The organism is Nonomuraea sp. K271 (assembly GCF_009908215.1).
Lineage (GTDB): Bacteria > Actinomycetota > Actinomycetes > Streptosporangiales > Streptosporangiaceae > Nonomuraea > Nonomuraea longispora.
Genome location: NZ_JAAAHR010000045.1, coordinates 1 through 25,736, shown reverse-complemented (window position 1 = coordinate 25,736; position 25,736 = coordinate 1). Strand labels below are relative to the sequence as shown.

Here is a 25,736-nt window from a genome sequence, read left to right as displayed (position 1 = left end):
TGCGTCCCCGACGAAATCGGCGGCGGTCCCGGACGGCGACCGCCGCGCTAGGCCGCTGCCCAGGCCGGCCGGTTCTCACTGGACGGCGCCGGGCCGGTCCACCTGCTCAGGTGTGATGACTCAGGCCGTCAACGATGACGCGCAGGAGGCGGTGGGCGCGGGTGTCCCACTCCGCGGGCTCCAGGCGGGCCAGGTAGCCGATGAGGAGGATGACGTCGCGGGGGTCGATGTCGGGGCGGATGGCGCCCTCGGCCTTGCCCGCGTCGAGGAGCGTGGACAGCGTCTCGCCGATCGGGCCCAGGCTGTGCGTGGACAGGTCCTGCCGCAGCCCCGCCTCGACGGCCGCGAACACCCCTTGCTTGATCTTCGCGTACTCGGCCACCCGGTCCAGCCAGCGAGCCAGGGCGGCCAGCGGCGCGTGCTGGGCGAGCAGGACCGGTGCGGCGGCCACGAGGTCGTCCACGTCCTTGCGGTAGACCTCAGAGAGCAAGGCCTCCCGGCTCGGGAAGTGGCGATAGAGGGTGCCTTGCCCGACGCCGGCCCGTCTGGCGATCTCATTGAGCCTCACCTCTTCCGCGTTCGCGACGACCTCTCGTGCGGCCTGGAGGATCCGCGCACGGTTCTCGGCGGCGTCGGCTCGGCGGCGGGGTGCGTTCATCGGTCCTCTGCATGACGAGATAGCTAAGCGGACACGTGTCCGGTACGGTGGGAGCGCTAACGGACACGTGTCCAGTTTATTGCGGAGGAGAACCCTTATGTCAGCCATCAAGGGCAAGGTCGTGGCCATCACCGGGGCGAGCAGCGGGATCGGCGAGGCCACCGCGTGCCTGCTCGCCGAGCGGGGCGCCGCCGTCGTGCTCGGCGCGCGGCGGACGGACCGGCTCGGCCTGATCGCCCGCCAGATCCGCGACCGCGGCGGGCACGCCATCGCCCGCGCCGTGGACGTCACCGCCCGCGAGGACCTCGAACGACTCGTCAGCCTGGCCGTGACAGAGTTCGGGCGGCTCGACGTGCTGGTGGGCAACGCCGGCATCAGCAAGATCGGTCCCGTGGCCGACCTCGACGTGGCCGGCTGGTCGGCGATGATCGACGTCAACCTGCGCGGCGTGCTGCACGGCATCGCCGCCGCGCTGCCGGTGTTCCGCGAGCAGGGGCAGGGCCACCTCGTGACCACGGTGTCGACCGCCGGGCTGAAGATCACACCCACCATGGCGGTCTACGCCGCGACCAAGAACGCCGTACGGACCCTCCTGGAAGGGTTGCGGCAGGAGTCGACCGACGGCGTGCTGCGGACGACGGCGGTCTCACCGGGCTACGTGCGCACGGAACTCGCCGACTCCATCGACAACCCGGAGGTACGCGAGGAGATCCGCCGCAACATGGACGAGTACGCCATCGCGCCGCAAGCCGTCGCCCGCGCTGTCGCCTTCGCCATCGAACAGCCGCCTGACGTGGAGATCGGCGAGATCGTCATCCGCCCGACAACCCAGAACTGAACCGATCGCCCGTCCAGGCCGGGCTCGCACCGTCGGAGGCGACGACGAACAACTCCGCCACAGGCCAGCGCGTGGTATGTCTCCACTGCCATGCGCGATGGTGACGCCGCCGATAGCTACGCCACTCACATCGTCGCTTGCTGGATCGATCCACCTCCACCCGTTCGCCGGGAAAGGCCGAACAAGCCGGCCGCGGCGACCGGCTGCCCCCGGCGCGGTCATGCGCCGGGTGTGGGGGTGCGCTCGTCCGGGACCGGGCCAGGGCGTTGACGCGTGGCTTTTCGCGCGAGGAGTGCTCGCCGCGCCGAGACGATCACGGCCAGGACGACGAGACCGAGGATGACCATCGTGACGGGCCGTCCGAGGACGTACCCGGGGTTTCCGTCGGAGAAGGCCAGGGTCTGGCGCAGTGAGACTTCGAGCGTGGGCTGGAGGACGACTGCCAGCACGAAGGGGGCCATGCTGAACCCGGCCCGGCGCAGCATGAATCCGAGCAGTCCCGCGACCAGCATCACCACGACGTCGAACATCGAGTTGTTCTCGGCGTACACGCCCACGACGCACAGGCCGATCACGAGCGGCATCAACGTCTGCGGCGGGATGGACAGCAGGCGGGTGAAGAGTCCCACCAGCGGAAGGTTGAGCACCAGCAGCATCAGGTTGGCGATGTACATCGCGGCGATGACGGTCCAGAACAGGTCGGGCTGGTCCTCGACGAACGTCGGTCCGGGGACGATGCCGTTGAGCAGCAGGGCTGCGAGTACGAGCGCCATGGTCGGCGCGAACGGGATCCCGAGCGCCAGCAACGGGACGAACGCCGCGCCGGCCGCCGCGTTGTTGGCCGCCTCAGGGCCGGACACCCCCTGGACGGCACCCTTGCCGAACTTATCAGGATTTTTGGAGATCTTCCGCTCGACGACGTAGGAGGCGAACGTCGACAGCACGGCGGCGGGACCGGGCACCAGCCCCAGCAGAAAGCCGATCACCGAGCCACGCACCGCCGCGGGAGCCGCCTGGCGGGACTCCTGCTTGCTGGGCAGGAGTTCCCTGAGCCGTGGGGCCTTGACGGGCTTCGGGCGCCAGCGCCGGCCGACCATCGTGAGCGCTTCCGCCACGCCGAAGGCCCCCATGACCAGGGCGATGAAGCTGAAGCCCTCAGCCAGGGTGGGGGATCCCATGGTGAACCTCAGGTCACCGCCGGCCGGGTCGATCCCGACCGTGCCGATCGCCAGGCCGGCGCAGATCATGACGATGGCTTTCGCGGCGGAGCCGTCGGCGAGCGCCGCCAGCAGCAGGAGTCCCGCGACGCACAGTGCCAGGTATTCGGGCGGACCGAGCTTGACCGCCATCCCGCTCAGCCACGGCGCCGACATCATGAGGCCGAAGATGGCGATGGTGCCCGCCAGGAACGACGAGAGCGCCGCGATGGTCAGTGCGGGCCCTGCTCTGCCCCGTTTTGTCATCTCGTGGCCGTCGAGCGCTGTGACCACCGACGACGCTTCACCGGGTACGTTGAGCAGGATCGAGGTCGTCGACCCACCGTACGTGGAGCCGAAATAGATCCCGGCGAAGAGGATCAACGATCCCGTCGGGCCCAACTGCGTGGTCATCCCGAGCAGGACCGACATCGCGCCGATCGGCCCGATGCCGGGCAGCACGCCGACCATCGTGCCGAGCACCACGCCGACCAGCGCGAGGATGACGTAGGTCGGATCGGCGAAGGCGGCGAAGCCCGCGCCGAGGTTGTCGATCGCGTCGCCCACGGGGCGTCCTTCCGTTCAGAACAGGCCGAGCATGCCGGCCGGCAGGGGGACCGCCAGCCAGCGCACGAAGACCAACCAGGTGGCCGCGCCGAAGGAGAAACCGAAGATCACGGCGCTGCTCCACCGGGAGACCCCCATGACCTTGGCCATCAGGACCAAGGAGATCGCCAACGTCGTGATCATGCCCACGGTGTCGCCCACCGCCGGCACCAGCAGGGCGGCGGCCAGCACGCCGGCGATCCGCCACCAGCGCACCTCACCGTCGCCCTCGCCTTCCGCCTCGGCTTTCTCGTCGTCCGCCGGTGGGGTGAGGCCGCCCGGCGTCCGTCGGCGGCTCTGCAGAAGGACCACGGCACTGGCGGCGACCAGCACCAGCGCGACGACGAAGGGAAAGAAGCCGGCCCCACTGTCCGCCATCGTTCCCAGACCCTCATCGAGGGCCAGCGCGCCGTACAGCAGGCCCAGCACCAGCAGCGACCCGCCGGCGATCACATCCGGCTCGGCGATCCCCCGCACAAGACCCGTTCCCCTCATTTCGGCGCGATCAGGTTCGCCGCCTCCGCGGTCTTCTTGGCCAGCCGCGCCTTGGCCGACTCACCGTCGGCCCCGCTGACGACCAACCCCAGCTTCTGCGCCGCCTCGGCGAACTTCTGACTCTTGACGGCCGAGCCGAACACCTCGCTCAGTTTCCGCTGGACGTCGCCGGGCAGTCCCTTCGGCGCGATCAACACGTTGTAGGCCTCCCACTCCAGGGCGACGTCCTGCTGGGTGAAGGTTTGGATCTCGGGGGCGAGTTCGATGGGCTCGGCGGAGGCGATCCCCAGTGCGCGAAGCTTACCGGCCTTCAACTGCGCCGTCCCGCCGGCCAGTTGCATGACGCCCACCTCGACGTTGCCGCCGAGCAGGGCCGTGACGGTCGCCTGGTCGCCGTCGAACTTGACGTGCTTGAACCGCGTGCCCGTCAACTGCTCGAACTTCCCGGCCGGGATGGCGTAGTTGAGGGGCCCCTCGGCGATCGTGATGGCCCCGGGGCGGGCCTTGGCGGCTGCGACCAGATCGCCGATGCTCTTGTACGGCGAGTCGCCGGGCACCACGAACAGCACCGGCGACGTGGTGACCTCGCTGATCACCGAAATCGCCGCCGGGTCGTAGGAGACCTCCTCCGTACGCGGGAGCAAGGTCAGCGGACCGTCCGGCACGAGGCCGATCGTGTGCCCGTCCGGTTTGGCGCTGAGCGTCGCCGTGGTGCCGACCGAGCCGGCGCCGCCCTCCCTGTTCACCACCTGGACGCGCCGGCCGAGCTTGCCCTCGTCGTTCACGACCTCGACCAGCGAACGGGATGTGGCGTCGATGGCGCTTCCGGCTGGATAGGGCACGATGAGCTGGATGTCCCGTTTCGGATAGCTGTCCCGGGACGCGGGCGCACCGCATGCCGCGGTGACGAGTACGACGGCCGCGACGAGCGCGGGCAGCGCGGCACGGCCGCGCCTGCCGGCCGGAAGAATACTCATGGGGCACCTCCTGGGAGGGACAGGGCAGGATGGGTTCCCGGTCCGATGGCGGCCGTGGCGACGATCGAGTCGTGCCAGCCGTCGTCGCCGAAGTCGTAGGCGTCTCGGTGGAGCCGTTTGAAGAACAGGTGCGCGCTGTGCTCCCAGGTGAAGCCGATCGCGCCATGGAACTGCACCATCGCGGCCGACATCCGGCGGGCCAGGTCGGCGGCGCGGCTCTTGACCACCGAGGTCATCAGCACGGCGTCGTCGCGCCCGGTGTCGTGGGCGTGGGCGGTGTACCACAAGGCACCGCTGATCGTCGTCCAGGCGACGTGGAGTTCGGCCAACTCGTGCTGGATCGCCTGAAAGCTGCCGATCGCCCGGCCGAACTGCCGGCGCCCGCGAAGGTGATCAAGAGTGATCCGCATCGCCGTGCCCGCGGCGCCGACGAGGTCCGCGCTCACGAGCACGGTCAACCGCTGGACGATGCGCTCGAAGACGCCGTCGTGGGCCCAGCTCAGCGGCTCGGCGGGCACCTGGGTCAGGGTCACCCGGGCCGCACGCATGGTCGGGTCGACGGGCTCGACGGCGCGGATCGACACCCCGGGATGTCCGGCCGCCACGACGAATACCGCGGGGCCACTCGCCGACGTGGCGGCGACCAGCAAGATGTCGGCTTCCTGCGCATGGCCGACGATTCCGGCGTCGCCGCTGAGCAGTCCGTCACGGGTGGCGGCGACGGCGATGCCGTCGCGGTCCCACGAGCCGCCCGGAGCGCGCAGGGCGGCCGCGCCGATGAGCTCGCCCGCGACCATCGGCGCGAGCCAGCGGCGCCGCTGCTCCGGGTCGATCGAGGTGGCGAGGATGTCGCCGGCGGCCATGGCCGTTCCGACGCCCGCCGGCGCGAGGCCGGCCCCCAGCGCCTCGGCGACCACGGCGAGGTCGAGCAGCCCGAGTCCGAGACCCCCGTCCGACGGCGCGGCCGTCACCCCGAGCCAGTTGAGGTCGGCCGCCGCACGTCGCAGGCCGGCGTCGAACCCGGCCGAAGGCGTGTCGGCGTACTCCGCCACGCGCGCCAGGCCCAGGTGGCGATCGAGCCAGCGCCGTACGGCGCCACCCATCGCCACCTGCTCCTCACTGAGCCCAAAGTCCATGTCACCGGTCCACTTACGCGAATGGCACACAGTCCACAGTGCATGTGTGAAGTACGTCAAAGACGTGAAACCAACCCGACCCATTGCATTTCACAATGAGTCGGTCATGGGTTTTGCTCTTTGACGCTCCGAGACGACGGTGCTCAGGATGGGCGTGCGCGCAGGGGCCGGATCGGACAAGGAGTGGTGCACGGCATGGATCTTCGATACTCGTCGGCGGCGGAGAGATTCCGGCGGGAGATCCGCCGATGGCTGGAGGAGTCCGTGCCGGCGAGGTGGCGCCGACCGAGTTTCTGGATCGACCGGGACGGGAGCGAGGAGTCCCTGGAGCTGCGGCGCCGTTGGGAGAAGGACCGGTTCGACCACGGCTTCGCCGGCGTCGACTGGCCCGTCGAGTTCGGCGGGCGCGGAGCCGACCACGAGATCCGGGCGGTGCACGACGAGGAGATGGCGCGGGCCCGGGCGCCGATCGGTCCCTTCCTCGGCCTGACCTACCTCGGCACGGCGCTGCTCGGCCCCACACTGCTGCGCTACGGCAGCGACGTGCAGAAACGGACGATCCTGCCGCGGATCCTGTCCGGCGAGGCGATCTGGTGCCAGGGGTTCTCCGAGCCGGAGAGCGGCAGCGACCTCGCCGGCCTCTCGACCACCGCTCGGCGTGACGGCGACGTCCTGGTGGTGTCCGGACAGAAGACCTGGACCTCGCTGGCGCGCCACGCCGATGCCATGTTCGCCCTCGTCCGCACCGATCCGAAGGCGGAACGACGTCGCGGCATCACCTTCCTGCTGATCGACCTGACGCTGCCAGGGGTGCACGTACGCCCGATCCGTCAGATGTCCGGCTCGCACGAGTTCGGGGAGGAGTTCTTCGACGAGGTACGCGTGCCCGTCGACGGCAACGTGGTCGGCCGGATCGACGACGGCTGGGCCGTGGCCCGCTACCTGCTCTCGGTCGAGCGGAACGCCTCGCCGATCAGCCAGTACGTGGAGTTCAGCCACGAGCTCGACGACGTGATCGCCGCGGCCCGGCACACCAGGAAAGACGGCCGTCCGGCCATCGAACACCCTCAGATCCGGACACGGATCGCGCGCTGCCGTGCCGACCTGGAGCTGCTCCGCGTCCGCGGCTACGACGCGATGACCCGCATGGCTCGGGGCCAGGACCTCGGCGCGGAGGCCTCGGTCACCAAGCTGCTGTGGTCGCGGACCAGATTGGCGATCGCCGACCTGGGCGCCGACGTCCTCGGCGCGGACGGCCGGCTCAGCCCCGACGGCGGGCATTTCGGCCATCTCCGCTGGCGCCACCTGCACGTACGCGGACAGCGGATCGCCGGCGGCACCGCGCAGATCCAGCGCACGATCATCGCCCGCGACCTGCTGGGCCTCCCCCGGTGAGCGGGACGGCGATCGGCTCGGGAACCGTGCTTTTCCAGCTGCGCGACGGGGTCGGCACGGTGACCCTCAACCGGCCGGAGCGCCGCAACGCGATCTCCTGGCACCTCGTGCAGGATCTGCTCGCCGCCATCGAGCGGGCCGGCTCCGAACCGGACCTGCGTGTCCTCGTCGTCACGGGCGCCGGTGACGACTTCTGCGTCGGCGCCGACCTCGCGCGGGTCGGGTCGGACAGCGCCCAGGACCAGGAGACGCGCACGCTGCGCGGACGTTCGGTGGCCGACGACCGCGAACGCCTGAGCCGGGCCTCGGCCATTGTGGAGACCCTCGTCCACTTCCCTTCGCCGACGATCGCCGCCGTCAACGGCGCCTGCGCCGGTGCGGGGCTCTGCCTCGCGCTGGCCGCCGACTTCCGGCTCGCGGCGCGGGAGGCGGTGTTCAACACGGCGTTCGTCAGCGCCGCAGTGTCCGGCGATCTGGGCAGCGCCTGGCTGCTGACCCGCGCGGTGGGCGGCGCCCGCGCGCGGGCGCTGCTGCTCGACCCGGCCAAGCTCACCGCCGCCGAAGCGGCCGACCTGGGACTCGTGACCGAGACCACGACCGATCTGGCGGCACGGACCGGCTCGCTGGCCGGCAGGCTCGCCGCGCAGGCGCCGAAGGCGATGCGCTACGCCAAGCAGAACCTGGCGGACGCCGGATCGGCCACGCTGCCCGAATACCTGCGGCGGGAGGTGCCTCGTATGGTCGAGTGTGCCCGCAGCGGCGATGCGCGGCGGGCCGCCCAAGCCTTCCTGGAAAAGCGCAGACCGGTGTTCACCGGAGAGTAGGAGCGGCATGATTCCCCCTCTTGAGGGAGTTCGCGTCGTCGAGTTCGGCCACTACATCGCCGCGCCCGCGGCGACCCAGATGCTGTCCGACCTCGGCGCCGAGGTCATCAAGGTCGAGCCGCCCGCCGGCGACCAGGCACGCGGCATCGGCGCGTACGGCGAGGGCATCGTCCTGGCCTACAACCGCGGCAAACGCTCGATCGTGCTCGACCTCAAGCAGGCCGGCGACAGGCAGACCGCCCTGGATCTGGTCGCCGGGGCGGACGTCCTCGTGCAGAACCTACGGGCGGACGCGCTGTCCCGCCTCGGTCTCGGTGCCGACGACCTGCGGCAGGTCAACCCCAGGCTCGTTCACGTCTCGATCCGTGGTTTCAGCTCCCGAGGCCCCTCGGCGAACCGGGCCGGCCTCGACATCGCCGCGCAGGCCGAGAGCGGGCTGATGGCGATCAACGGCGAGCTCGACGGTGATCCGCTCCGGGTCGGCTTCCCCATCGCCGACGTGGCCGCCAGCTACGCGGTCGTCCAGGTCGTCCTCGCCGCGCTCCTGCGCCGGGAGCGCACCGGCGAGGGCGGGGTCGCCGAGGTCTCGCTGCTGGACGCCGCGATCCACCTTCAGTCGGCGATGTGGGGCGAATGGCACGCCTCCGGCCAGGAGCCGCGGCGCAAGGGCAACGGCCAGGCGACCGTCGCTCCCGCCGCCGACCTGGTACGCACCGCCGACGGGACCATCGTGTTGTCCGCCTACACCGCCGATCGTTTCGCGCGGCTGTGCCGGCTCATCGACAGGAAGTGGATGCTCGACGACCCTCGCTTCGCCGACAATCCCGCCCGGGTCGCCAACCGGGAGGCGCTCCTGGCGGAGATCTCGCAGGCCCTCGGCGTCCTGCGGACCGAGGAGTGCCTCGCGATGCTGGCCGACCACGGCATCGTCGCGGCGGAGGTGCGCACCTACCACGACGTGGCCGAGGCTCCGGACGTGCGTGCCAGCGGAGTCCTGACCACGGGCGTCGGGCCGGACGGTGACCGTTACACCGTTCCCTCGCTGCCCTTCACCCTCGACGGTGTCACCGTCGAGGCGGACCAGGCGGTGCCCCACGCCGGGGCCGACTCGGGTGAGCCCGGCTGGCGCGGCGCTTGACCTGGTGAGCAGGGCGCACATTGGATCGCATCATGAACGTCCGCGAGCTCGAATGCTTCCTCGCCGTCGTCGACCAGGGCAGCATCACCCGGGCCGCCTCCGCGCTCTACCTGGCACAACCGTCCCTGTCACAGATCATCCGCCGCCTGGAGAGCGACCTCGGCGTGGAACTGTTCCGCCGGGTCGGGCGCGGACTGGTGCTCGCCCCGGCCGGTGAGGCACTCGTCGGGCCTGCCCGCCAGGTCGTCCGCGACCTGCATCATGCCCGCCAGGTCGCCGAGGGGTATCGGGGGCTCGAACGCGGACGGGTCGACCTGGCGATCTCCACCTCCCTCACGTCCAACTTCCTGGCCGCGTGGGTAGGTCACTTCCGCCGCCAGCATCCCGGGTTCACGGTCCGGCTCAAGCAGCACGACGGCGACACCGACGAGATCGTCCACCTGATCAGGTCGGGCGAGGCTGAGCTCGCCTATGCGGTCGCGCCCGTGTCCCGGCAGGGAATCGACTGCTTCCGCATCGGGGAGGGCGAGGTCGTGCTGGCGCTGCCGCCCAGTTGGCGCGCCGAGTTTCCCGACCCGATCCCGGCCACCATGCTCGACGGCCTGCCCATGATCGTCGACCGGGGATTCGGGCGTGCGTACCTCGACTCCATCGGCGTCGAACCCACCGTCGTCGTCGATGTCAGCGAACCCGCCGGACTGGTGCCGCTGATCGTCGCCGGCGCCGGAGCCGCTGTCCTGCCGATGCGCCAGGCCCTGGACGCTCGACGCAGAGGAGCGAGCCTGCGCATGATCGAACCGCTGGCCGTACGGGCGATCTACGCCATCACCTCGACCTCCCCCCTGTCGATACCGGCCCGCCGGTTCCTCGAACTCAGCAGGGAGAACCTCGACCGCTGGCGGCGGGCCGTGACCAGACGCACCGACCGGGGCATGTCGCTGCTGGAGGCGTCCATCGACGCCGACAACGTGATCGAAGCCGCCTATCAACGGCTGGAGGAGACCCCTGAGCAGCCGATGACGCCCTTCGCCTCCACACCGCTGCGGCCGCAGAACTCCTGACCCGTGCCCTCCGGGGCCGAGCATTGGGCGGGGTGGGGGCGATGGCATGTCGCCGGCCGTCGCCCCTTCTTACGGGTCTACAGCACCTTCTTGGCGCCCGGCAGGGCGCGCACCACGTACGCGGTCGCCCAGCACAGTGCCAGTCCGATGGCGGTGAGCAGCGCGGCCTTGGCGATCGCGGGCGCCTCCACGCCGCTCAGGGCGTAGCCCAGGGCGACCAGGACGGGCGGCTGGATGACGTAGACGGTGAAGGCGTGCGCCGACAGGAACCTGCGCAGCCGTCCCTGGCGGCTGAGGCGCTCGGCGAAACCGGCCCGGCCGGCCGTTGTCGACATGAAGAAGCCGCGAAGCGGTGATGGGCGTCGCTGCCTGCTGGTTGACGGGCTGGGTCATCGGTTCGCCGTCCCTTCTGGCGATGCGGCCCGAGCGGTGAGGAGCTTGGTGAGGTCGTCCGCGGACGCGGGGCGGCCGGGGGCGGCGAACATTCCGGCCGGGTCGAGGTAGGCGTGCTGGGCGGGTGTGCCCGGCGCGAATCGGCGGCTCTCGGCGAGCGGGCCCACGTCGTACGTGTCATAGCCGAGCGAGTCGATCAGGGTGGCGACCGCTTGCTTGGCGGCTGCGTCGTCGCCGGCGATCGGCAGGGTGGTGCGGTCCGGGGCGCCGGCCGGGCGTCCCAGGGTGGCCAGGTGCTTGAAGAAGATGTTGCTGAACGCCTTGACGACGCTTGAGCCGGTCAGGTGGGCCTGGAGCAGGAGATGGGCGGGGGTGTCACCGGCGTCGATCTCGGGGACGCTGCCCTGCCGGGCGGGGTCGTAGTTGAGGGTGTCGATGACGACCCGGCCCTGGAGGGCGTCCGCGGGGACCTGCCGGTAGGCCCTGATCGGGATGGACACCACGACGATGTCGCCGACGGTCGCGACCTCGGAAGGGGTCGCCGCACGGGCGCGCGGGCCGAGCCGTGCGACCAGACTCTGCAAGGTCTCCGGGCCGCGGCTGTTGCTGAGGACGACGTCGTGGCCGGCGTCGACCCCGAGGCGGGCGAGTGTGCTGCCGATGTTTCCGCTGCCGATGAAGCCGATGGTAGTCATGGTCTCCTGCCGGTTCGGGATACTGTCGGGAAGGTCCTCCACACAAGCGAAGGCATGCCTTGACTTTAACGCAGTCCCCCCTTCGCTTAGCAAGGTCGGTGTCGCAGAAAGAGGTATGTGAGTGGGTGCCACCGAGCCCGGCACGCGAGCCGAACCGGGTCTCACCGTGCGCCGGCCTGCGCGCGCCGACGCACGCCGCAACTTCGACGCCTTGCTCGACGCCGCCCGTGAGGCGTTCGGCGCCGAGGGCTCCGGCGCCTCGCTTGAGGGGATCGCCCGCCAGGCTGGGGTCAACATCGCGACGCTCTACCGCAACTTCCCCACCCGCCAGCACCTGTTCGAGGCCGTCTACCTGGATGAGGTGGAGTCCCTGGCCCGCATGGCAGCCGAGTTGGGCGACCTCGAACCGTGGGACGCCCTGGAAAGCTGGCTGCGCCAGTTCGTCAGCTACGCGACCACCAAGAAGGCCATCTACGACGCCGTCGCGCACCGCGAGGAAATGTTCGTGACCGGCCGCGACATGATCCACGCGGCCGGTCGGCCGCTGCTCGAGCGCGCCCAGGGCGCGGGCAAGGCCCGGGACGACGTGAGCTTCGACGACGTTCTGTTCCTGGTCAACGGTGTCAGCGGAGCGAACTTCGTCCAGGAGGCGCAGCGCGACCGGGTGCTCGCCATGGCCTTGGACGGCATCAAAGCCCAGAAGTGAGCGCGGCGAGCGAAATCCCTGCGCGGCCGCGGCTCCAGCCAGCCGGCGCATGTCGCGTGTCACGTGCCCGGGCCCGGGATCCGACGATCGCGGATCCGGCCGAGCGATGAGTTTCAGGTCGTGCGGAGGTCATACCCTGCGAGACCGCCGCGGACTGACACGCTCGTACCCGAAGGAGACGCATGGCCAAGCTCATCTACTCGATGGTCACCTCGCTCGACGGCTACGCCGAGGCAGCGGAGGGCGACCTCGGCACCGGGGCCGACGACCAGGAGGTGCACACCTTCATCAACGACCTCTTCCGCCCCGTCGGCACCTACCTCTACGGCCGACGCATGTACGAGACGATGGTCTACTGGGAGACCGCGCACACCGAGCCCGACCAGCCACCACACATCCTGCAGTACGCCCGCGACTGGCAGGCCGCGGAGAAGATCGTGTACTCCACGACACTGGAGTCGGTGTCCAGCGCGAAGACCAGGTTGGAGCGCACCTTCGACCCGGACGCGGTGCGCAGGCTCAAGGCCGAGGCCGATCACGACCTCACCGTCGACGGCCCGAATCTCGCGGCCCAGGCGATCGCGGCCGGCCTGGTGGACGAGTACCACCTGTTCATCACCACGAGCGTGGTCGGCGGTGGCAAGCGGTTCTTCCCCGACGGCGTGCGCCTCGATCTCGAACTGGTCGAGGAGCGTGCCTTCGACAGCGGACTCATCTACGCGCGCTACCGGACCCGCTGACGTCCGGTCGCGCGTACGAACCACTGGTGCCGGGTGTTACTTCGGCTCGTCCATGGGCCGAGGTGGCTGACTCGCCCCGCGGAGGGCCGCCCAGGCGTCCGCCACGGGACCGACGTGCCCGAGCTTCTCTGGGTTGTTCACCGTACTGATTGTCTGGACCTGCCCGTCGAGGACGTCGAGCGCCCAGGTGCTGAGGACCTGGCCGTCCCGGTCGCGGAAGACCGCGCCCGGCTGACCGTTGACCTGTTGCGACGCTACGATGCAGCCGCTCCTGACGGCCAACGGGACGAACGTCGCGAGCATCCGGGCCACGTTCTCGGCACCGACGATGACGGGCTGCCACTGAGGGGCCTTGCCGCCACTGTCGCCGATCACGGTGACGTCGGCCGCCAGCAGCTTGACCAGCTCGTCGACGTCACCTTTCCTGAAGGCTTCGAAGAAGCGTTCGGCGAGATCCTCGCGCTCCCTCCGACCGACCTCGAAACGGGCCCGGCCCGCGTCCATGTGACGTCGCGCCCGCGCCGCGAGCTGGTGGCACGCCGCCTCCGATCGGCCCACGGCGGCGGCGATGTCCGGGAAGCCGAAGGCGAACACTTCCCGAAGCACGAAGACCGCGCGTTCGAGCGGGGTGAGCCGTTCCAGCAGAAGCAGGGCGGCCATCGAGACCGAGTCGGCCAGCTCCGCCGAGCGCGCCGGGTCCTGGTAGGGATCGGTCAGCAACGGCTCGGGGAGCCACGGCCCGACGTACGCCTCCCGCCGGACGCGGGCCGAGCGCAGCACGTCGACCGAGATCCGGGTGACCACGGTCGACAGGAACGCCTTGGCCGACGCGGGCTGGACCGGGGATGCCCGGTACCGCAGCCAGGTCTCCTGGACCGCGTCCTCGGCCTCACCGACACTGCCCAGAATCCGGTAGGCGATCGCGAACAGCAGCGGCCGCAGCTCCTGGAACTCTTCGGTCTTGGTCAAGCCATCTCCTCCTTCAACCGCCGCCGCCCACAGGTCGCCTGGCCACCATCACCAGGGCAACGGGCCGTCCACGCTGAAGAACCCACCTGTCGGCCCATCCCCGCCGAGCGTGGCCAGGCGCACCAAGACCGTGGCGCCCTGTGCGGGGGTCAGGTGCCCGGTGTGGTTGTTGCTGTCGGTGTCGACATAGCCGGGGGCGGCGGCGTTGACGAGGATGCCATCCTTGCGCAGCTCATTGGCGTACTGCACGGTCAGGGCGCTCAGCGCGGACTTGGAGGGTGTGTACGCGGCCGACGGCAGCAGTGCCGCGAACGGCCCGTCCGGGTCGCTGGTCAGGGTCAGCGACGCCGCGTGACTGCTGACGTTGACGATGCGCGGTGCCGGTGACCGGCGCAGCAGTGGCAGCATGGCGTTGGTCACCGCGATCACCCCGAAGACGTTGGTCTCGAACACCGCCCGGACCATATCCAGGTCGACGGAGCTCGGGATCTGATCGTGGGCGTGTTCAGGCGAGACATTCCCGGAGCCGGTGATGCCGGCGTTGTTGATCAGCACGTCGAGGTGGCCGAAGCGCTCGCCGACCCACCTCGCGGCCGCCCGGACGGAGGCCTGGTCGGTGACGTCCAAGGTGACCGCGTGCACGTCGCCGCCTGACGCGCGCAGCGTCGCAGCGGCCTCCTCGCCGCGCCGCGGCTCCCTGACCCCGATGAGGACCGTCATGCCCAGCGCGGCAAGCTGATCGGCGGCCGCCCGGCCGATCCCCTTGTTCGCCCCGGTGACCAGCGCGATCTTCGGATGTAGGGTCTGCTCGCTCATGACCGGCTCCTCGCTACAGGTGGGGTGTTCTTCGCAGAACGTGGTGTCGATATCTGAGACGAGACAGCCCCGCCATCCCTGACATGCGGCGAAGAAAACATCGCGCGGACCGGCTGGTCACAGAAGCCGCCCTTCATCGGTGCCGACGCGCGGGTCCGGTCTGCGGCTTCCTTTCTCCTTCGTACGGCATCAGCCGAGTTCGAGGGTCACCTTCGTCCAGCCTGGTTCTCGGCGGTCGAAGGCCTGATAGGCGTCGATCACCGTGGGCAGGCTCTCCTGCTGGGTGAGGACCGTGGTGGGGTCGGCGCCACCCTTGGCGATCCTGCTAAGCAGGCCGGGGGCGTAGCGCCGGTGGTTGCAGTTGCCCGCCTTGATGGTCAGGTTGCGGTTCATGGCCGTGCCCAGCGGGAAGCTCTCGAAGCCAGGCGGGTAGACGCCGATGATGCCGATCGTGCCGGCCTTGTCCGCCATGTCCACCGCCCAGCGCAACGCCTGCGCGGGCGCGTCGCCCGGGACCCAGGCATCGTCCTGGCCGCCGGGCTGATGCTCACGCGCGGGGCTCTCCGCGTCCACGCCGACGGCGTCGATCACGCGGTCGGCCCCGATCCCGCCCGTCAGCTCCTTGACGGCCAGTACGGGATCCTCGGCGTTGAAGTCGATGGTCTCCGCGTTCTGCATCCGAGCCGTCTCCAGGCGGTCGGCGTTGCCGTCGACGATCAGCACCCGTCCGGCGCCCTGGATGCGGGCCGACAGCGCGGCCAGCTGTCCTACCGGTCCCGCTCCCAGCACCACGACCACGTCGCCAGGGCCCACCTCGGCGAGGCGAGCGCCGAACCAGCCTGTGGGGAAGATGTCGCTCACCATGATGGCCTGCTCGTCGCTGACGCCCGGAGGGATGGCGACCAGGCCGGTGTGGGCGTACGGGATGCGCGCACGCTCGGCCTGCAGCCCGTCGAACGGTCCGGTGGACTGCGGTCCGCCGAAGAACGACGTACCGGCTTGGGAGCCGTTGGGGTTGGCCACATCGCATTGGGCGTAGTAGCCGGCCCGGCAGTAAGAGCAGTGCCCGCACGCGATGGTCGAGCACACCACGACGCGGTCCCCCGGGTTGAAGTTGCGCACCTGGGGCCCGGTCTCCTCCACCACCCCCACCGCCTCGTGACCCAGAATGGTGCCGGGCACCATGCCGGGCATGGTGCCGCGGACGCAGTGCAGGTCAGTGCCGCACACGGCGCTGGTCGTGATCCGGACGATCGCGTCCTGCGGATCGCGGATCTGCGGATCCGGGACCTGTTCGACCGCTATCTTGCCGGTGTCGTGCCAGACGACTGCCTTCATGATCTGTTCCCTTGTCCGGGGTCGATGTCGTGGACTACGTCCCCCGTGCCCCCGAGGAAGGGAATGGAACGGATCGACAACGGATGGGGCCACTTTCGAGTGAGGCCCGCCGCCCCTTCAGCGATGTGTGCCGCTCGGTCCTGCCCTCACCTGTTTGGCCATGGCGTACCCGGGTATCTGGCGTCTCTCGATTCGGGAGGCGACCCCGCGATCGCGAAGAAGACGCTCGGGAGATCCGGCACGAGGAGGGCCATGAGCGACGGATACGACGAGGTGGCGATCATCACGGGAGCCGACTCCGGCATCGGCAAGGCCACCGCCGTGGCGCTGGCCGAGCAGGGGTTCGAGGTCGGCATCACCTACCACGGCGACCGTGAAGGCGCTGAGAGGACCGCGGACCTCGTACGTGGGCAGGGCCGGAAGGCGGCGGTGCGCAGGCACGACCTGACCGATCCTGAAAAGGCCGCGGGAGTCGTCGACGAGTTGGCCGACGAACTGGGCGGGCTCGGCGTGCTGGTCAACAACGCGGGCACGGGCACCAGTGAGCCGCTGCTCGAAATGGGCTACCAGCGCTGGCGGTCGGTGCTGGCGGTGGACCTGGACGGTGCCTTCCTGTGTGCCCAGAGAGCGGCCAAGCGCATGGTCGCATCGGGGAGGGGCGGCCGCATCGTCAACGTGACCAGTGTTCACGAGGAGTACCCGAAGGTGGGTGCGGGCCCGTACTGCGCGGCCAAGGGCGGGCTGCGCATGTTCAGCCGCGTCCTGGCGCTGGAGGTGGCCGAGCACGGCATCACCGTCAACACGGTGGCGCCGGGCGAGATCGCCACGCCGATGACGGGGCAGGAGGACATGCCGCCGCAGACGGGCAGCAGGCGGGGGTATCCCGTTCCCCGGCCGGGTGACGCCCGTGAGGTCGCCGCCGTCGTGGCCTTCCTCGTCTCTCCCGGCGCGTCGTACGTCACCGGAACGACCGTGTTCGTCGACGGTGGACTGGGCCTGATGGGCCCGCAGGCCGCCGGTGCCCTCGACTCGAACGACTGGCGCATCCGATGAACACGTGAAGCCCTCCCGAAGAGCACGCATGGAGCGCGTACTCCGGGAAGGGACAGAGCGGACCGGCCGTCGAGAGGGACGGCCGGCGCAAGCGACCGACCGTCCAAGGCGAGGAAAAGCAGATGGATCCGACACAGCAGGAGACCGGCGGCGTCACCGGAACCAAGGACAAGGACTACAACCTGATCTGGTTCGTCGAGCAGTGCCTGAGCAACGTGCTGCGACTGGAGAATTACATCGCCGACGCCGAACGTGCCGGGGATGGGGAGCTGACCGAGTTCTTCCGCCGGGCTCAGGCCGAAAGCCGTAAGGGAGCCGAGCAGGGCAAGGACTTCCTGCGCCGACGCCTGGCCGGATGACGCCGCGTACGGAGACCCATCAGGCGCGCTCCCGGCGGGTATCTCCGCCGTTCTGAGTGGTGCCGCCCAGGCAGGCGCACAGTCGGCGCGTGAACCGCGCGCTGAAAATGATCGCAAGAGGTATGAGAAGGGGCTGGGTCGTCGCTCTGGTGTTGCTGCTCGCCGAGGGCGGGCGGCACGGGAGTTCACAAGAACGGCGACCCCATGCCGGGTCCGGAACAGACGGCGCGGTACATCCCCCACCGACAGCAAGCACCGTGGCCATACGTACTTTCAGGAAACCATATGTTCATATAGTCTCAAGGTATGCATTCATCACCTGATCGGCCGCCCGAAGATCTGACCGCCCGCGCGCGGATCCGGGACGCCGCCTTGGCCGAGTTCGCCGAGCGCGGCTTCAAAGGCGCGACGATGAAGGCCGTCGCCGCCGCCGCGGGCGTCTCCGTCGGCCTGGTACAGCACCATTTCGGCTCCAAGGACGGGCTTCGCGAGGCGTGCGACCGGCATGTCCGCGACGTGATCCTGGGCGCCGCCGGCGAGGTCCAGGAAGCGGCCCACGTCAGCCCCGAGTTCCTGCGGGGGATGTACGACGCGAGCGAACTCAGCGTGCGTTATCTCGCTCGGGCCCTGGTCGAGGGCTCGCCGGTGGCGGCTGCGTTGTTCGACGAAGGCTCCGAGGTCGCCGAGCGGTTCTTCGCGGCGACCTGGCCCGATGAGTTCCCGCCCGGCGAAGCGAAGGTTCGTGAGCGGGCCGTCGTGATGGCGGCGATGCATCTGGGCACGATCGTGCTGCACGACCATCTGTCCCGGCGGCTCGGCGTCGATGTGCTGCAGCGCGCGAACTCCAGCCTGATCGGCACCGCCCTGGTCGATGTCTACGCCCACATGGGCGAGTGGATCACCGCTCAGCAGGGCGACCGGCTCCGTCAGGCCGTCACCGACCTTCACATGAAGGAGCGCCCCGATGCCTGATGTGGTCCGGATCCATCAGCTGATCAAGCACTTCGGCCGGGTCCGCGCGCTGGACGGCCTGGACATGACCGTGCGGGAAGGAGAGGTGCACGGGTTCCTCGGCCCGAACGGCGCCGGTAAGAGCACGACCCTCCGCATCCTGCTCGGCCTGCTGCGCAAGGATGCCGGCGAGGTACGGCTGCTGGGCGGCGATCCCTGGGCCGACGCCGTCGAGTTGCACCGGCGGCTCGCGTACGTCCCCGGCGACGTCACCCTGTGGCCGAGCCTGTCCGGCGGCGAGGTGATCGACCTGCTCGGCCGTCTGCGCGGAGGCACCGACGCCAAGCGGCGCGACGAGCTGATCGAGCGCTTCGCCCTGGATCCGCGCAAGAAGGCCCGGACCTACTCCAAGGGCAACCGGCAGAAGGTCGCACTGGTCGCCGCACTCGCCTCCCAGGTTGAATTACTGCTGCTGGACGAGCCGACCTCCGGTCTCGATCCGCTGATGGAAGCGGTCTTCCGCGAGGTCATCACCGAAGAGCGGCGCGCCGGCCGTACGGTCCTGCTCTCCAGCCACATCCTCGCCGAGGTCGAGGCACTCTGCGACCGGGTGAGCATCATCCGGGACGGCCGGATCGTCGAGGCCGGCACGCTCGCACAGTTGCGCCACCTCACCCGCATCTCGATCACGGCGGAGCTGGCCAGGGTTCCGGCTGACGGCCTGCCCCATGTCCACGACCTCAGCACGGACGGCGGCCGCGTACGTTTCCAGGCCGACAGCGACCACATCGGCGAGGTGCTGGCCCGGCTGACGCAGTACGGCGTGCGCGACATCACCGCCCAGCCCCCCACCCTCGAGGAACTGTTCATGAGGCACTACCGATGAACACCGCGGCACTGATCCGGCTGATCCTGCGCCGTGACCGCGTCTGGCAGCCGCTGTGGATCGTGTTGGTCACTCTCTTCGTCGCGACCACGGTGGCCACCATCCGCCAGTTGCTTCCGGCTCCCGAAGCACGCCTGCACTACGTCAACGAGGTCGCGGCCAACCCCGTGATCCTTCTGATGCAAGGGCCGGCGTACGGCGACAGCCTGGGTGCGGTCGCCGCTCAGCAGCGGGGCGCCGCCACCATGATCTTCGCTGCCCTGGCCAGTGTCATCCTGCTGGTCAAGCACACCCGCTCCGACGAGGAGCAAGGGAGGCGCGAGCTCGTCGGGTCGGCCGCCGTGGGGCGGCATGCGCCGCTGACCGCCGCTCTCACCGTGGTGCTGGGCGCGAACCTGGTGCTGGCCGCGCTGATCGCCATGGTCGGCGTGAGCGCCGGCCTTCCCCTGGCCGGGTCCCTCGCCTGGGGGCTGATGGCCGCGTCGGGCGGCTGGGCCGGGGCCGCGCTGGCCGCGGTGGCCGTGCAGATGACCCAGAGCGCTCGGCTGGCCGGAGCCTGGGCCTTCACCGTGTTCTTCGGGGCGTACCTGGTCCGCGGCGTCAGCGACGTGGGCGGCCCCGGCATGGAATGGCTGGGCTGGCTCATGCCGAGCGGCTGGATCCTGCGCGCCCACGCCTTCGGCGGCGAGCAGTGGTGGGTGTTCATGCTGGTCGCGGCGTTCGTCACGGCCTTGATCATGGTGGCCTACGTGCTGTCGGCCCGCCGGGACATCGCCGCCGGCCTCGTGCCGCCAAGGCCGGGCCCCGCCCATGCGCCGAACAGCCTGCGCGGGCCGCTCGGCCTGGCGTGGCGGATGCACCGGGGCATGGCGCTGGCGTGGATCGCGGGTGCCGCCTTCATCGGTGCGGCGATCGGGTTGGGCGGGCAAACCGCCATCGAAACGTTCGGCCGAAGCGGCGCGCTGGACTTCTGGGCCGAGCGGACGGGGACCGATGATCCCACGGAGATATTCTTCCGCCTCGTCGTGTACAAGCTGGCGATGTACTCCGTCTCCCTGTACGCGATCATGACGGTGCTGCGCCTGCGCGGCGATGAGGCCACGGAATTGCTCTTGGCCGGCCCCGTGAGCCGGGCCCGCTGGGTGGTCAGCCATCTTGTGTTCGCGGTGGGGGTGCCCGTCGCCGTTCTGGTGACCGCCGGCCTCGGGTTGAGCCTCGGCAGCGGGGACGTGGCCGGCGGCTTGGCCATCACCACGCTCCTTCTTCCCGCCATCTGGGTGATGGCCGGGATCGCCGTGGCGGCGTTCGGGCTGTTCCGGCGGGCCGGGGCGGTCGTGGGATGGACGGCTTTGGTGCTGGCCATCGCTGTGGAGGTCGGCTGGGAGGTCGGGCTTCTGAGCGACGCGTTCTTCATGGTCTCCCCGCTAGCGCACGTCCATTACTCGACCCTGGCCGACCCGGGACCGGGCACGCTGCTCGGGCTTACGCTCGTGGCCGCCGGCTTCACCGCGACGGGCTTGTACGGCCTGCGCCACCGCGATCTGACCGTGTGACTCCATGTACGGGTGCACGCATCCGTGCTAATTTGCCTGCTTATCAGCATCTAATGCGGAAAAGCAGATGAACAGACGCGACCACATCGAGCAGTTGCTCGCCGCGATGCAGCGCGACCTGCTGCCCTCGCTGTTGCACGTCCATGAAGAAGACGACCTGCGGCTGATCGACAACGTCATGTTGCACGTCCTTGACCGTGGCGAGGAGCCCACGGTCAAGGAGCTGGCCGCGTTGATCGGCCGTTCGGAATCGCGGACCAGCCGGATCGTCGATGGGCTGGTGCGGCGCGGGCTCGTGGAGCGGTACGAGGACGAGCGGGATCGCCGCGCTCGCAGGATCCGGGTGAGTGCGCAGGGCACCGCGTTGCTGCAACGGATTCGCCGGCTCAGGGTCGATGCGCAGATGTGGCTCTGGGAGCACTTCACCGAAGAGGAGGCGCAGATCGTGCTCCAGGCGCTGGAGCTTTTCGCCAAGGCTGCAAGAAAGGTACGGGATGAAGCTGATCAAGCTGTCGGAGATCGACGCCTCGATGATCGACCTGGTGGGCGGCAAGGCAGCCGGGCTCGGGGAGATGATCCAGGCCGGTGAGCGGGTCCCCGACGGCTTCTGCGTGACCGTCGAAGCCTATGGAGCGAGAGAGGTCCCGGAGGAGGAGCTGGTCGACGCCTACGAGCGACTCGGCGGCGGCAAGGTGGCGGTGCGCTCGAGCGCCACCGCCGAAGATCTCCCCGAGGCCAGTTTCGCCGGGCAGCAGGACACCTACCTCAACGTCGAGGGCGGAGAGGCGCTGATCGACGCGGTCCGCCGCTGCTGGGACTCCCTGCACACCGAGCGCGCCGTGGCCTACCGGGCCAACGCCGGCATCCAGGACGCTGCGATGGCCGTCGTGGTGCAGCGGATGGTCGACCCCGAGCGGGCCGGTGTGCTGTTCACGGCCAACCCGATCACCGGGCGTCGCACCCAGATGGTCGTCGACGCCGCACAAGGACTCGGCACCGCGATCGTCGACGGCACCGTGGTGCCCGACCACCACGAGTTCGACGACGACGCCGCCCAGGACGGCTGGCTGGAGGACCTGCGCACGGCAGGGCTGCGGTTGCGGGAGCACTTCGGCTCGCCGCAGGACATCGAGTGGGCCATCGATCGGGACGGCGCGCTGTGGTTACTGCAGTCCCGTCCGATCACGACGCTGTTCCCGGCGCCACCGGCGACCGACGATGCCCGGCTCTACCTGGAGTTCGGTCACATCCAGGGCATGTTGCGGCCGATGACCCCGATGGGGGTGTCGATGCTCAAGGCCGGCGCCGCCCCGTGGTTCGAAGCGGTCGGCGCGAAAGTCGATCGGCGTGATCCACTGCCCCGGATAGTCCCGATCGGCGGCAGGCTCTTCTTCGACCTGACCGACTTCCTGCGGAACAAGGCGATCCGCGAGCGGCTCGGAGTTTCACTGGAGGTGTACGGTCCGCGGGTACAGAGCGCCGTGCGGCGGACCATGCACGATCCGCGCTTCGCCCCGCGCCCCGGCCTGCCGTTCAACCTGCGCACGATCATCAAGGCGGTGGCGCTGATGGCGCCCAGGGCCGTCGCCGGGCTCGCAGCCGCCATGGCGAGGCCGGACGCCGCGCGGGCCAAGGCCTACCGCGGCATCCGGAAGGTCAGGCGGCTGACCGTCCCGCCCGGGAAGAACGCGACCGCCGCCGAACGGTTGCGCTGGGCGATGGAGGACTCGCACAAGCCGATCATGAACCTGGACATGCAGGGGATCGTCTGGCCGCTGGCTGCCGGCATCATCGCCGGCACGGCTCCGGCCTTCCTGCTTGAGGGCGTGGCCACCGAAGAAGAACTGGACACCGTCCTCGGCGGCATGCCGTATAACGTGACCACAGAGATGGACCTGGCCCTGTGGAAGCTCGCGGTGAAGGCGCGCGAGCACCGCGACCTGTTCGGGAACACCCCCTCGGAAGAACTCGCCGCCCGCTACCGGGAAGGCGACCTGCCCGACATCGGCATGGCCGCGTTCCTCGAGAAGTACGGTATGCGCGCCGCCGCCGAGATCGACGTCGGTATGCCACGGTGGGCGGAGGACCCGGCCCCGCTGTTCTCCACGATCGCCAACTACCTGCGCGTGGACGACCCCGGCCAGGCACCGGACCGGCGGTTCGAGCAGGCCGCGGCGAGAGCCGAGCGGATGCTCACCATGCTGGCGCGGCGCGCCCGACGCAGGCGGCCGATCCGCGGCAGGATCGCATCCTTCCTCATGCGCAGATCGCGCAAGCTCACCGGCCTGCGCGAGATCGGCAAGTTCGCCTGGCTGATCCCGCTGCGGGCGGCGCGGGAGCAACTGCTGCTCGTGGGCGAGGAGTTGTTCGAGCGACCGGACGACATCATGTTCCTGGACCTGGCCGAGGCACGCCAGGCCGTGGACGGCGCGGATCTCCGCCCCGTGATCGCGGCGCGGCGTGCCGAGTACGAGCGCGAACTGCGACGGCTCACCGTACCCGGAGCCCTGCTGTCCGACGGCACCGACGTGGAGGCGCTCGCGCCGCAGGGCCCCGTGGAGGACGGAGTGCTCACCGGCATGGCCGGGGCGGCGGGCCGGGCGACCGGCAGGGCGCGGGTGATCCGCGACCCGGCCGACGCACACATCGAGCCCGGCGAGATCCTCGTCGCGCCGACCACCGACCCCGGCTGGACGCCGCTCTTCCTGACCACGGCGGGCCTGGTCACCGAGACCGGCTCCCCGGTCGCGCACGGCCCGACCGTCGCCAGGGAATACGGCATCCCGGCCGTCATCTGCGTGCGCAACGCCACCCACGAGATCAGAACCGGGCAGCTCATCACCATCGACGGCGCCGCGGGCACCGTGCGCATAGAGGAGGGATGAGCCGAGGGCGGGCCACGGCGGCGGCGACGCCGTCTTCAGCGCCCCGGCGCCCGCGGGCTCATGACGGGGCGTCCTCCTGGGCTCGTCCCCGGAGCCGGCGCGCGATGCCGAACCAGGTGGGCACGTCACGCTCGTCGTCGAAGCCGCGGGCGACGACGATGTCGGTGGAGGAGTGCAGGACGATCGACAGGACGATGGTCACCGCGACGAACTGGAAGACGCTCTCGGCCGCCGCGATGCCGGAGGACAGGACGATCAATCCGTAGACGACGGAGGCGAACCCCTTGGGGCCGAACCAGGCCACCGCGGCCTGCTCACGTACGCTCAGTCCGGAGCCGAGGTACGACACCCAGATCGCCACGGGCCGGGCCAGCACCAGCGCCAGGATCGCGAACACCCAGCCCTGCCAGCCGACGGAGCCGAGCAGGGCAGGGGTGATGAGCGCGCCGAACACCAGCAACGCACCCAGCTTCAGCAGCTCGGCGATGAGCTCGCCGAAATGCTCGAACGACTCGCGCTGGCGCTCGCCGAAGGTGGCGACGGTGACTCCGGCGGCGAAGGCCGCGAGGAACAGGTTGCCGTGTGTGGCCTTGCCCACCGCCAGCACCAGCAGGCCGATGGCCAGGCCGTTGAGTGGCTCGTACTGGGTGGAGGCGGAGAACCAGCGGGTCTGCTCCAGTTTGATCGCCAGCCACGGGATGGCCACCCCGATCACGATGCCGAGGCCGAGTTCGAGACCGAGCTCGCCCAGGTGCAGGTCGTGCGAGCCGGCCGCGACGGCCAGGAACACCATCACGAACGGCAGCGCCAGGCCGTCATTGACGCCCGATTCCACGTTCAGCAGCTGCCGCAGCCGGGGTGGCACCTTCTCGTTGCCGACCAGCGCGGCGGCGAACACCGGGTCGGTCGGTGCAAGGATCGCGCCGATCAGCAGCGACTCGACCCACCCGAGACCGAGCAGGTAGTGGGCGGCCAGCGCGGTGATGGCCAGCGTGAGCGGCAGCCCCCATCCCAGAGCTCGACCGGGCAGACGCCACGCGCCGCGCAGATCCTTCCAGCCGACCCGCATGCCGTCGGTGAACAGCACGGCGAACAGCGCCAGCTCGGCCAGCGTGGCCACGAGATCGTCGCCGGGCTGCAGCGACACCACGCCCAGCGCGCCATCGCCGAGCAGGAACCCGGCCACCAGGAACAGCGCCGCCGTGGACAGGATGGTGCGGTTCGCCAGACTGGACAGCAGCACGGCCAGCATCAGCATGCCCGCGAACGCAAGTGACAGCGCACCCATCAGACGGCCTCTTCGGGATCGGCAATGAGAACTGCCGACCAGACTTCCCGGCGCACCTGCGGGAAACTTATCAAGCCGCGTCAACACCCCGCACTTCCGCACACAGTACGGTGTCCGCTCCCCTGCTCCGGTGAGCAGGTGCCCGATCGGCACGGTTCCCGGATCATTGATACGTTGATGGCAGGTGTGCCGGGAAGTCTGGTCGGCGATTCTCATTGCCGACCACGAAAGAGGCTCTTAGGTGCGCGCACGCGATTTGGCATGCGATTTTCCGACCGTCACCGTGGACACCCCCGTCTACGACGCCGCCCGGCTCCTCGCCGAGCAGGACCTGCCCGGCCTCATCGTGGTCGACGGCCGCGGGTTGCCCGTCACCATCCTGCCGGGCACGCAGGTGCTCCGGCTGGCCGTACCCGGCTACTGCCAGGACGATCCGGCGCTGGCGCGGGTCGTCGACGAAGCGCACGCGGACCGGTTCCTGCACGCGCTGGCCGGCCGGACCGTGCGTGAGGCGCTCCCGGCGCAGCCGCGCGAGCTGCCGATCACCGCTCCCGACGCCACGGTCCTGGAACTGGCCGCGCTGATGGCGCGCACGCACAGCCCACTGGTGGCCGTGGTGAGCGACGGTGCGTTGCTGGGCGCGGTCACGCTCCAGGCGCTGCTGGACCGGGCGGTGGCCGCGTGAGCGTCACCGCATGGCTGGCGGTGGCGGTTTTCCTGTGCGCCTACGCGCTGATCGCCACCGAGAAGATCCACCGGGTGGCGGCCGCGCTCGGCGGT

The 25,736-nt window shown here is 70.0% G+C and carries 26 protein-coding genes; 15 read left to right on the top strand and 11 right to left on the bottom strand.

Translation table 11 applies throughout. The annotated features are described in order from the left end of the window. Positions 1 to 106: 106 nt before the first annotated feature. Complete coding sequence (locus GUY59_RS17785) at positions 107 to 658, bottom strand: TetR/AcrR family transcriptional regulator (protein ID WP_138203679.1); 552 nt, start codon at positions 656 to 658, stop codon at positions 107 to 109. A gap of 97 nt (positions 659 to 755) precedes the next feature. On the opposite strand from GUY59_RS17785, the gene GUY59_RS17780 reads away from it, so the two are divergent. Then, the gene (locus GUY59_RS17780) at positions 756 to 1,496 is read left to right on the top strand and encodes an SDR family oxidoreductase (RefSeq protein WP_138203681.1); all 741 of its coding nucleotides are present in this window, start codon (positions 756 to 758) and stop codon (positions 1,494 to 1,496) included. 218 nt (positions 1,497 to 1,714) lie between these two features. On the opposite strand, the gene GUY59_RS17775 is transcribed toward GUY59_RS17780, so the two are convergent. The 4 genes from GUY59_RS17775 to GUY59_RS17760 are packed head-to-tail and all read right to left on the bottom strand — an operon-like array spanning position 1,715 to position 5,906. Beyond that, positions 1,715 to 3,259, bottom strand: coding sequence for a tripartite tricarboxylate transporter permease (locus tag GUY59_RS17775; protein ID WP_201761001.1), 1,545 nt, complete (start codon positions 3,257 to 3,259; stop codon positions 1,715 to 1,717). A 15-nt stretch (positions 3,260 to 3,274) separates the two neighbouring features. Then, positions 3,275 to 3,775 carry a tripartite tricarboxylate transporter TctB family protein gene (locus GUY59_RS17770; RefSeq protein ID WP_161714586.1) on the bottom strand — a complete coding sequence of 167 codons (501 nt, stop codon included), beginning with the start codon at positions 3,773 to 3,775 and terminating at the stop codon, positions 3,275 to 3,277. Positions 3,776 to 3,789: 14 nt separating this feature from the next. Then, complete coding sequence (locus GUY59_RS17765) at positions 3,790 to 4,770, bottom strand: tripartite tricarboxylate transporter substrate binding protein (RefSeq protein WP_138203685.1); 981 nt, start codon at positions 4,768 to 4,770, stop codon at positions 3,790 to 3,792. Further along, a complete protein-coding gene (locus tag GUY59_RS17760; protein WP_161714585.1) occupies positions 4,767 to 5,906 on the bottom strand; it encodes an acyl-CoA dehydrogenase family protein in 1,140 nt (379 codons plus the stop codon). Before GUY59_RS17760 ends, GUY59_RS17765 begins: the two co-directional genes overlap by 4 nt. Positions 5,907 to 6,101: 195 nt before the next feature. Here GUY59_RS17760 and GUY59_RS17755 point away from each other — a divergent pair, with 195 nt between their 5' ends. From GUY59_RS17755 to GUY59_RS17740, 4 genes are read left to right on the top strand one after another with little or no spacing between them, the layout of a single operon-like run. Then, a complete protein-coding gene (locus GUY59_RS17755) occupies positions 6,102 to 7,301 on the top strand; it encodes an acyl-CoA dehydrogenase family protein (RefSeq protein WP_138203689.1) in 1,200 nt (399 codons plus the stop codon). Beyond that, positions 7,298 to 8,125, top strand: a complete 828-nt coding sequence (locus GUY59_RS17750) for an enoyl-CoA hydratase/isomerase family protein (protein WP_201761000.1) — start codon at positions 7,298 to 7,300, stop codon at positions 8,123 to 8,125. Before GUY59_RS17755 ends, GUY59_RS17750 begins: the two co-directional genes overlap by 4 nt. Positions 8,126 to 8,132: 7 nt before the next feature. Continuing rightward, the gene (locus GUY59_RS17745; protein ID WP_138203691.1) at positions 8,133 to 9,263 is read left to right on the top strand and encodes a CaiB/BaiF CoA transferase family protein; all 1,131 of its coding nucleotides are present in this window, start codon (positions 8,133 to 8,135) and stop codon (positions 9,261 to 9,263) included. A 32-nt stretch (positions 9,264 to 9,295) separates the two neighbouring features. After that, complete coding sequence (locus GUY59_RS17740; protein WP_132334867.1) at positions 9,296 to 10,324, top strand: LysR family transcriptional regulator; 1,029 nt, start codon at positions 9,296 to 9,298, stop codon at positions 10,322 to 10,324. 77 nt (positions 10,325 to 10,401) lie between these two features. Here GUY59_RS17740 and GUY59_RS17735 read toward each other — a convergent pair whose 3' ends face one another. Both GUY59_RS17735 and GUY59_RS17730 read right to left on the bottom strand, forming a co-directional pair. Beyond that, on the bottom strand, positions 10,402 to 10,659 hold the full coding sequence (locus tag GUY59_RS17735) for a hypothetical protein (RefSeq protein ID WP_138203693.1): 258 nt from the start codon (positions 10,657 to 10,659) through the stop codon (positions 10,402 to 10,404). Positions 10,660 to 10,713: 54 nt separating this feature from the next. Further along, on the bottom strand, positions 10,714 to 11,412 hold the full coding sequence (locus tag GUY59_RS17730; protein WP_138203695.1) for an NADPH-dependent F420 reductase: 699 nt from the start codon (positions 11,410 to 11,412) through the stop codon (positions 10,714 to 10,716). Positions 11,413 to 11,533: 121 nt separating this feature from the next. Here GUY59_RS17730 and GUY59_RS17725 point away from each other — a divergent pair, with 121 nt between their 5' ends. Continuing rightward, complete coding sequence (locus tag GUY59_RS17725) at positions 11,534 to 12,118, top strand: TetR/AcrR family transcriptional regulator (protein ID WP_138203697.1); 585 nt, start codon at positions 11,534 to 11,536, stop codon at positions 12,116 to 12,118. Positions 12,119 to 12,300: 182 nt separating this feature from the next. Further along, on the top strand, positions 12,301 to 12,858 hold the full coding sequence (locus tag GUY59_RS17720) for a dihydrofolate reductase family protein (protein ID WP_138203699.1): 558 nt from the start codon (positions 12,301 to 12,303) through the stop codon (positions 12,856 to 12,858). 36 nt (positions 12,859 to 12,894) lie between these two features. Here GUY59_RS17720 and GUY59_RS17715 read toward each other — a convergent pair whose 3' ends face one another. The 3 genes from GUY59_RS17715 to GUY59_RS17705 all read right to left on the bottom strand — a co-directional run bounded on the left by GUY59_RS17715 (position 12,895) and on the right by GUY59_RS17705 (position 15,981). Further along, positions 12,895 to 13,827, bottom strand: a complete 933-nt coding sequence (locus tag GUY59_RS17715; RefSeq protein ID WP_138203701.1) for an RNA polymerase sigma-70 factor — start codon at positions 13,825 to 13,827, stop codon at positions 12,895 to 12,897. A gap of 48 nt (positions 13,828 to 13,875) precedes the next feature. Next, positions 13,876 to 14,643, bottom strand: coding sequence for an SDR family oxidoreductase (locus GUY59_RS17710; protein ID WP_138203703.1), 768 nt, complete (start codon positions 14,641 to 14,643; stop codon positions 13,876 to 13,878). A 189-nt stretch (positions 14,644 to 14,832) separates the two neighbouring features. Continuing rightward, positions 14,833 to 15,981: a zinc-dependent alcohol dehydrogenase gene (locus tag GUY59_RS17705; RefSeq protein WP_138203705.1), complete on the bottom strand. Its 1,149-nt coding sequence runs from the start codon at positions 15,979 to 15,981 to the stop codon at positions 14,833 to 14,835. 252 nt (positions 15,982 to 16,233) lie between these two features. Between GUY59_RS17705 and GUY59_RS17700 the strand changes: the two genes are divergently transcribed. The 7 genes from GUY59_RS17700 to GUY59_RS17670 all read left to right on the top strand — a co-directional run bounded on the left by GUY59_RS17700 (position 16,234) and on the right by GUY59_RS17670 (position 23,668). Continuing rightward, positions 16,234 to 17,034, top strand: a complete 801-nt coding sequence (locus tag GUY59_RS17700; RefSeq protein WP_138203707.1) for an SDR family oxidoreductase — start codon at positions 16,234 to 16,236, stop codon at positions 17,032 to 17,034. A gap of 122 nt (positions 17,035 to 17,156) precedes the next feature. Further along, on the top strand, positions 17,157 to 17,393 hold the full coding sequence (locus tag GUY59_RS17695; RefSeq protein WP_138203709.1) for a hypothetical protein: 237 nt from the start codon (positions 17,157 to 17,159) through the stop codon (positions 17,391 to 17,393). A 372-nt stretch (positions 17,394 to 17,765) separates the two neighbouring features. Further along, entirely contained in the window at positions 17,766 to 18,365 is a 600-nt protein-coding gene (locus tag GUY59_RS50750) for a TetR family transcriptional regulator (RefSeq protein ID WP_442938990.1), read from the top strand. Beyond that, a complete protein-coding gene (locus GUY59_RS17685; protein ID WP_138203713.1) occupies positions 18,358 to 19,230 on the top strand; it encodes an ABC transporter ATP-binding protein in 873 nt (290 codons plus the stop codon). Before GUY59_RS50750 ends, GUY59_RS17685 begins: the two co-directional genes overlap by 8 nt. Continuing rightward, positions 19,227 to 20,783, top strand: coding sequence for an ABC transporter permease (locus tag GUY59_RS17680; protein WP_138203715.1), 1,557 nt, complete (start codon positions 19,227 to 19,229; stop codon positions 20,781 to 20,783). The genes GUY59_RS17685 and GUY59_RS17680 overlap by 4 nt, the downstream gene beginning before the upstream one ends. Positions 20,784 to 20,850: 67 nt before the next feature. After that, on the top strand, positions 20,851 to 21,372 hold the full coding sequence (locus GUY59_RS17675) for a MarR family winged helix-turn-helix transcriptional regulator (protein WP_138203717.1): 522 nt from the start codon (positions 20,851 to 20,853) through the stop codon (positions 21,370 to 21,372). Then, positions 21,278 to 23,668: a PEP/pyruvate-binding domain-containing protein gene (locus tag GUY59_RS17670; protein WP_138203719.1), complete on the top strand. Its 2,391-nt coding sequence runs from the start codon at positions 21,278 to 21,280 to the stop codon at positions 23,666 to 23,668. The genes GUY59_RS17675 and GUY59_RS17670 overlap by 95 nt, the downstream gene beginning before the upstream one ends. Positions 23,669 to 23,726: 58 nt before the next feature. On the opposite strand, the gene GUY59_RS17665 is transcribed toward GUY59_RS17670, so the two are convergent. Continuing rightward, entirely contained in the window at positions 23,727 to 24,956 is a 1,230-nt protein-coding gene (locus tag GUY59_RS17665) for a cation:proton antiporter (RefSeq protein ID WP_138203720.1), read from the bottom strand. A gap of 241 nt (positions 24,957 to 25,197) precedes the next feature. Here GUY59_RS17665 and GUY59_RS17660 point away from each other — a divergent pair, with 241 nt between their 5' ends. Further along, a complete protein-coding gene (locus GUY59_RS17660) occupies positions 25,198 to 25,641 on the top strand; it encodes a CBS domain-containing protein (protein ID WP_132334841.1) in 444 nt (147 codons plus the stop codon). Positions 25,642 to 25,736: the final 95 nt, after the last annotated feature.

Excerpts from the sequence above, each read along its gene's own strand:
- GUY59_RS17720 (WP_138203699.1), top strand. The coding sequence starts at position 12,301 with ATGGCCAAGCTCATCTACTCGATGGTCACCTCGCTCGACGGCTACGCC.
- GUY59_RS17670 (WP_138203719.1), top strand. The coding sequence starts at position 21,278 with ATGAAGCTGATCAAGCTGTCGGAGATCGACGCCTCGATGATCGACCTG.
- GUY59_RS17730 (WP_138203695.1), bottom strand. The coding sequence starts at position 11,412 with ATGACTACCATCGGCTTCATCGGCAGCGGAAACATCGGCAGCACACTC.
- GUY59_RS17685 (WP_138203713.1), top strand. The coding sequence starts at position 18,358 with ATGCCTGATGTGGTCCGGATCCATCAGCTGATCAAGCACTTCGGCCGG.
- GUY59_RS17745 (WP_138203691.1), top strand. The coding sequence starts at position 8,133 with ATGATTCCCCCTCTTGAGGGAGTTCGCGTCGTCGAGTTCGGCCACTAC.
- GUY59_RS17710 (WP_138203703.1), bottom strand. The coding sequence starts at position 14,643 with ATGAGCGAGCAGACCCTACATCCGAAGATCGCGCTGGTCACCGGGGCG.
- GUY59_RS17680 (WP_138203715.1), top strand. The coding sequence starts at position 19,227 with ATGAACACCGCGGCACTGATCCGGCTGATCCTGCGCCGTGACCGCGTC.
- GUY59_RS17665 (WP_138203720.1), bottom strand. The coding sequence starts at position 24,956 with ATGGGTGCGCTGTCACTTGCGTTCGCGGGCATGCTGATGCTGGCCGTG.
- GUY59_RS17765 (WP_138203685.1), bottom strand. The coding sequence starts at position 4,770 with ATGAGTATTCTTCCGGCCGGCAGGCGCGGCCGTGCCGCGCTGCCCGCG.
- GUY59_RS17760 (WP_161714585.1), bottom strand. The coding sequence starts at position 5,906 with ATGGACTTTGGGCTCAGTGAGGAGCAGGTGGCGATGGGTGGCGCCGTA.
- GUY59_RS17785 (WP_138203679.1), bottom strand. The coding sequence starts at position 658 with ATGAACGCACCCCGCCGCCGAGCCGACGCCGCCGAGAACCGTGCGCGG.
- GUY59_RS17755 (WP_138203689.1), top strand. The coding sequence starts at position 6,102 with ATGGATCTTCGATACTCGTCGGCGGCGGAGAGATTCCGGCGGGAGATC.
- GUY59_RS17735 (WP_138203693.1), bottom strand. The coding sequence starts at position 10,659 with ATGTCGACAACGGCCGGCCGGGCCGGTTTCGCCGAGCGCCTCAGCCGC.
- GUY59_RS17695 (WP_138203709.1), top strand. The coding sequence starts at position 17,157 with ATGGATCCGACACAGCAGGAGACCGGCGGCGTCACCGGAACCAAGGAC.
- GUY59_RS17675 (WP_138203717.1), top strand. The coding sequence starts at position 20,851 with ATGAACAGACGCGACCACATCGAGCAGTTGCTCGCCGCGATGCAGCGC.
- GUY59_RS17780 (WP_138203681.1), top strand. The coding sequence starts at position 756 with ATGTCAGCCATCAAGGGCAAGGTCGTGGCCATCACCGGGGCGAGCAGC.
- GUY59_RS17740 (WP_132334867.1), top strand. The coding sequence starts at position 9,296 with ATGAACGTCCGCGAGCTCGAATGCTTCCTCGCCGTCGTCGACCAGGGC.
- GUY59_RS17705 (WP_138203705.1), bottom strand. The coding sequence starts at position 15,981 with ATGAAGGCAGTCGTCTGGCACGACACCGGCAAGATAGCGGTCGAACAG.
- GUY59_RS17700 (WP_138203707.1), top strand. The coding sequence starts at position 16,234 with ATGAGCGACGGATACGACGAGGTGGCGATCATCACGGGAGCCGACTCC.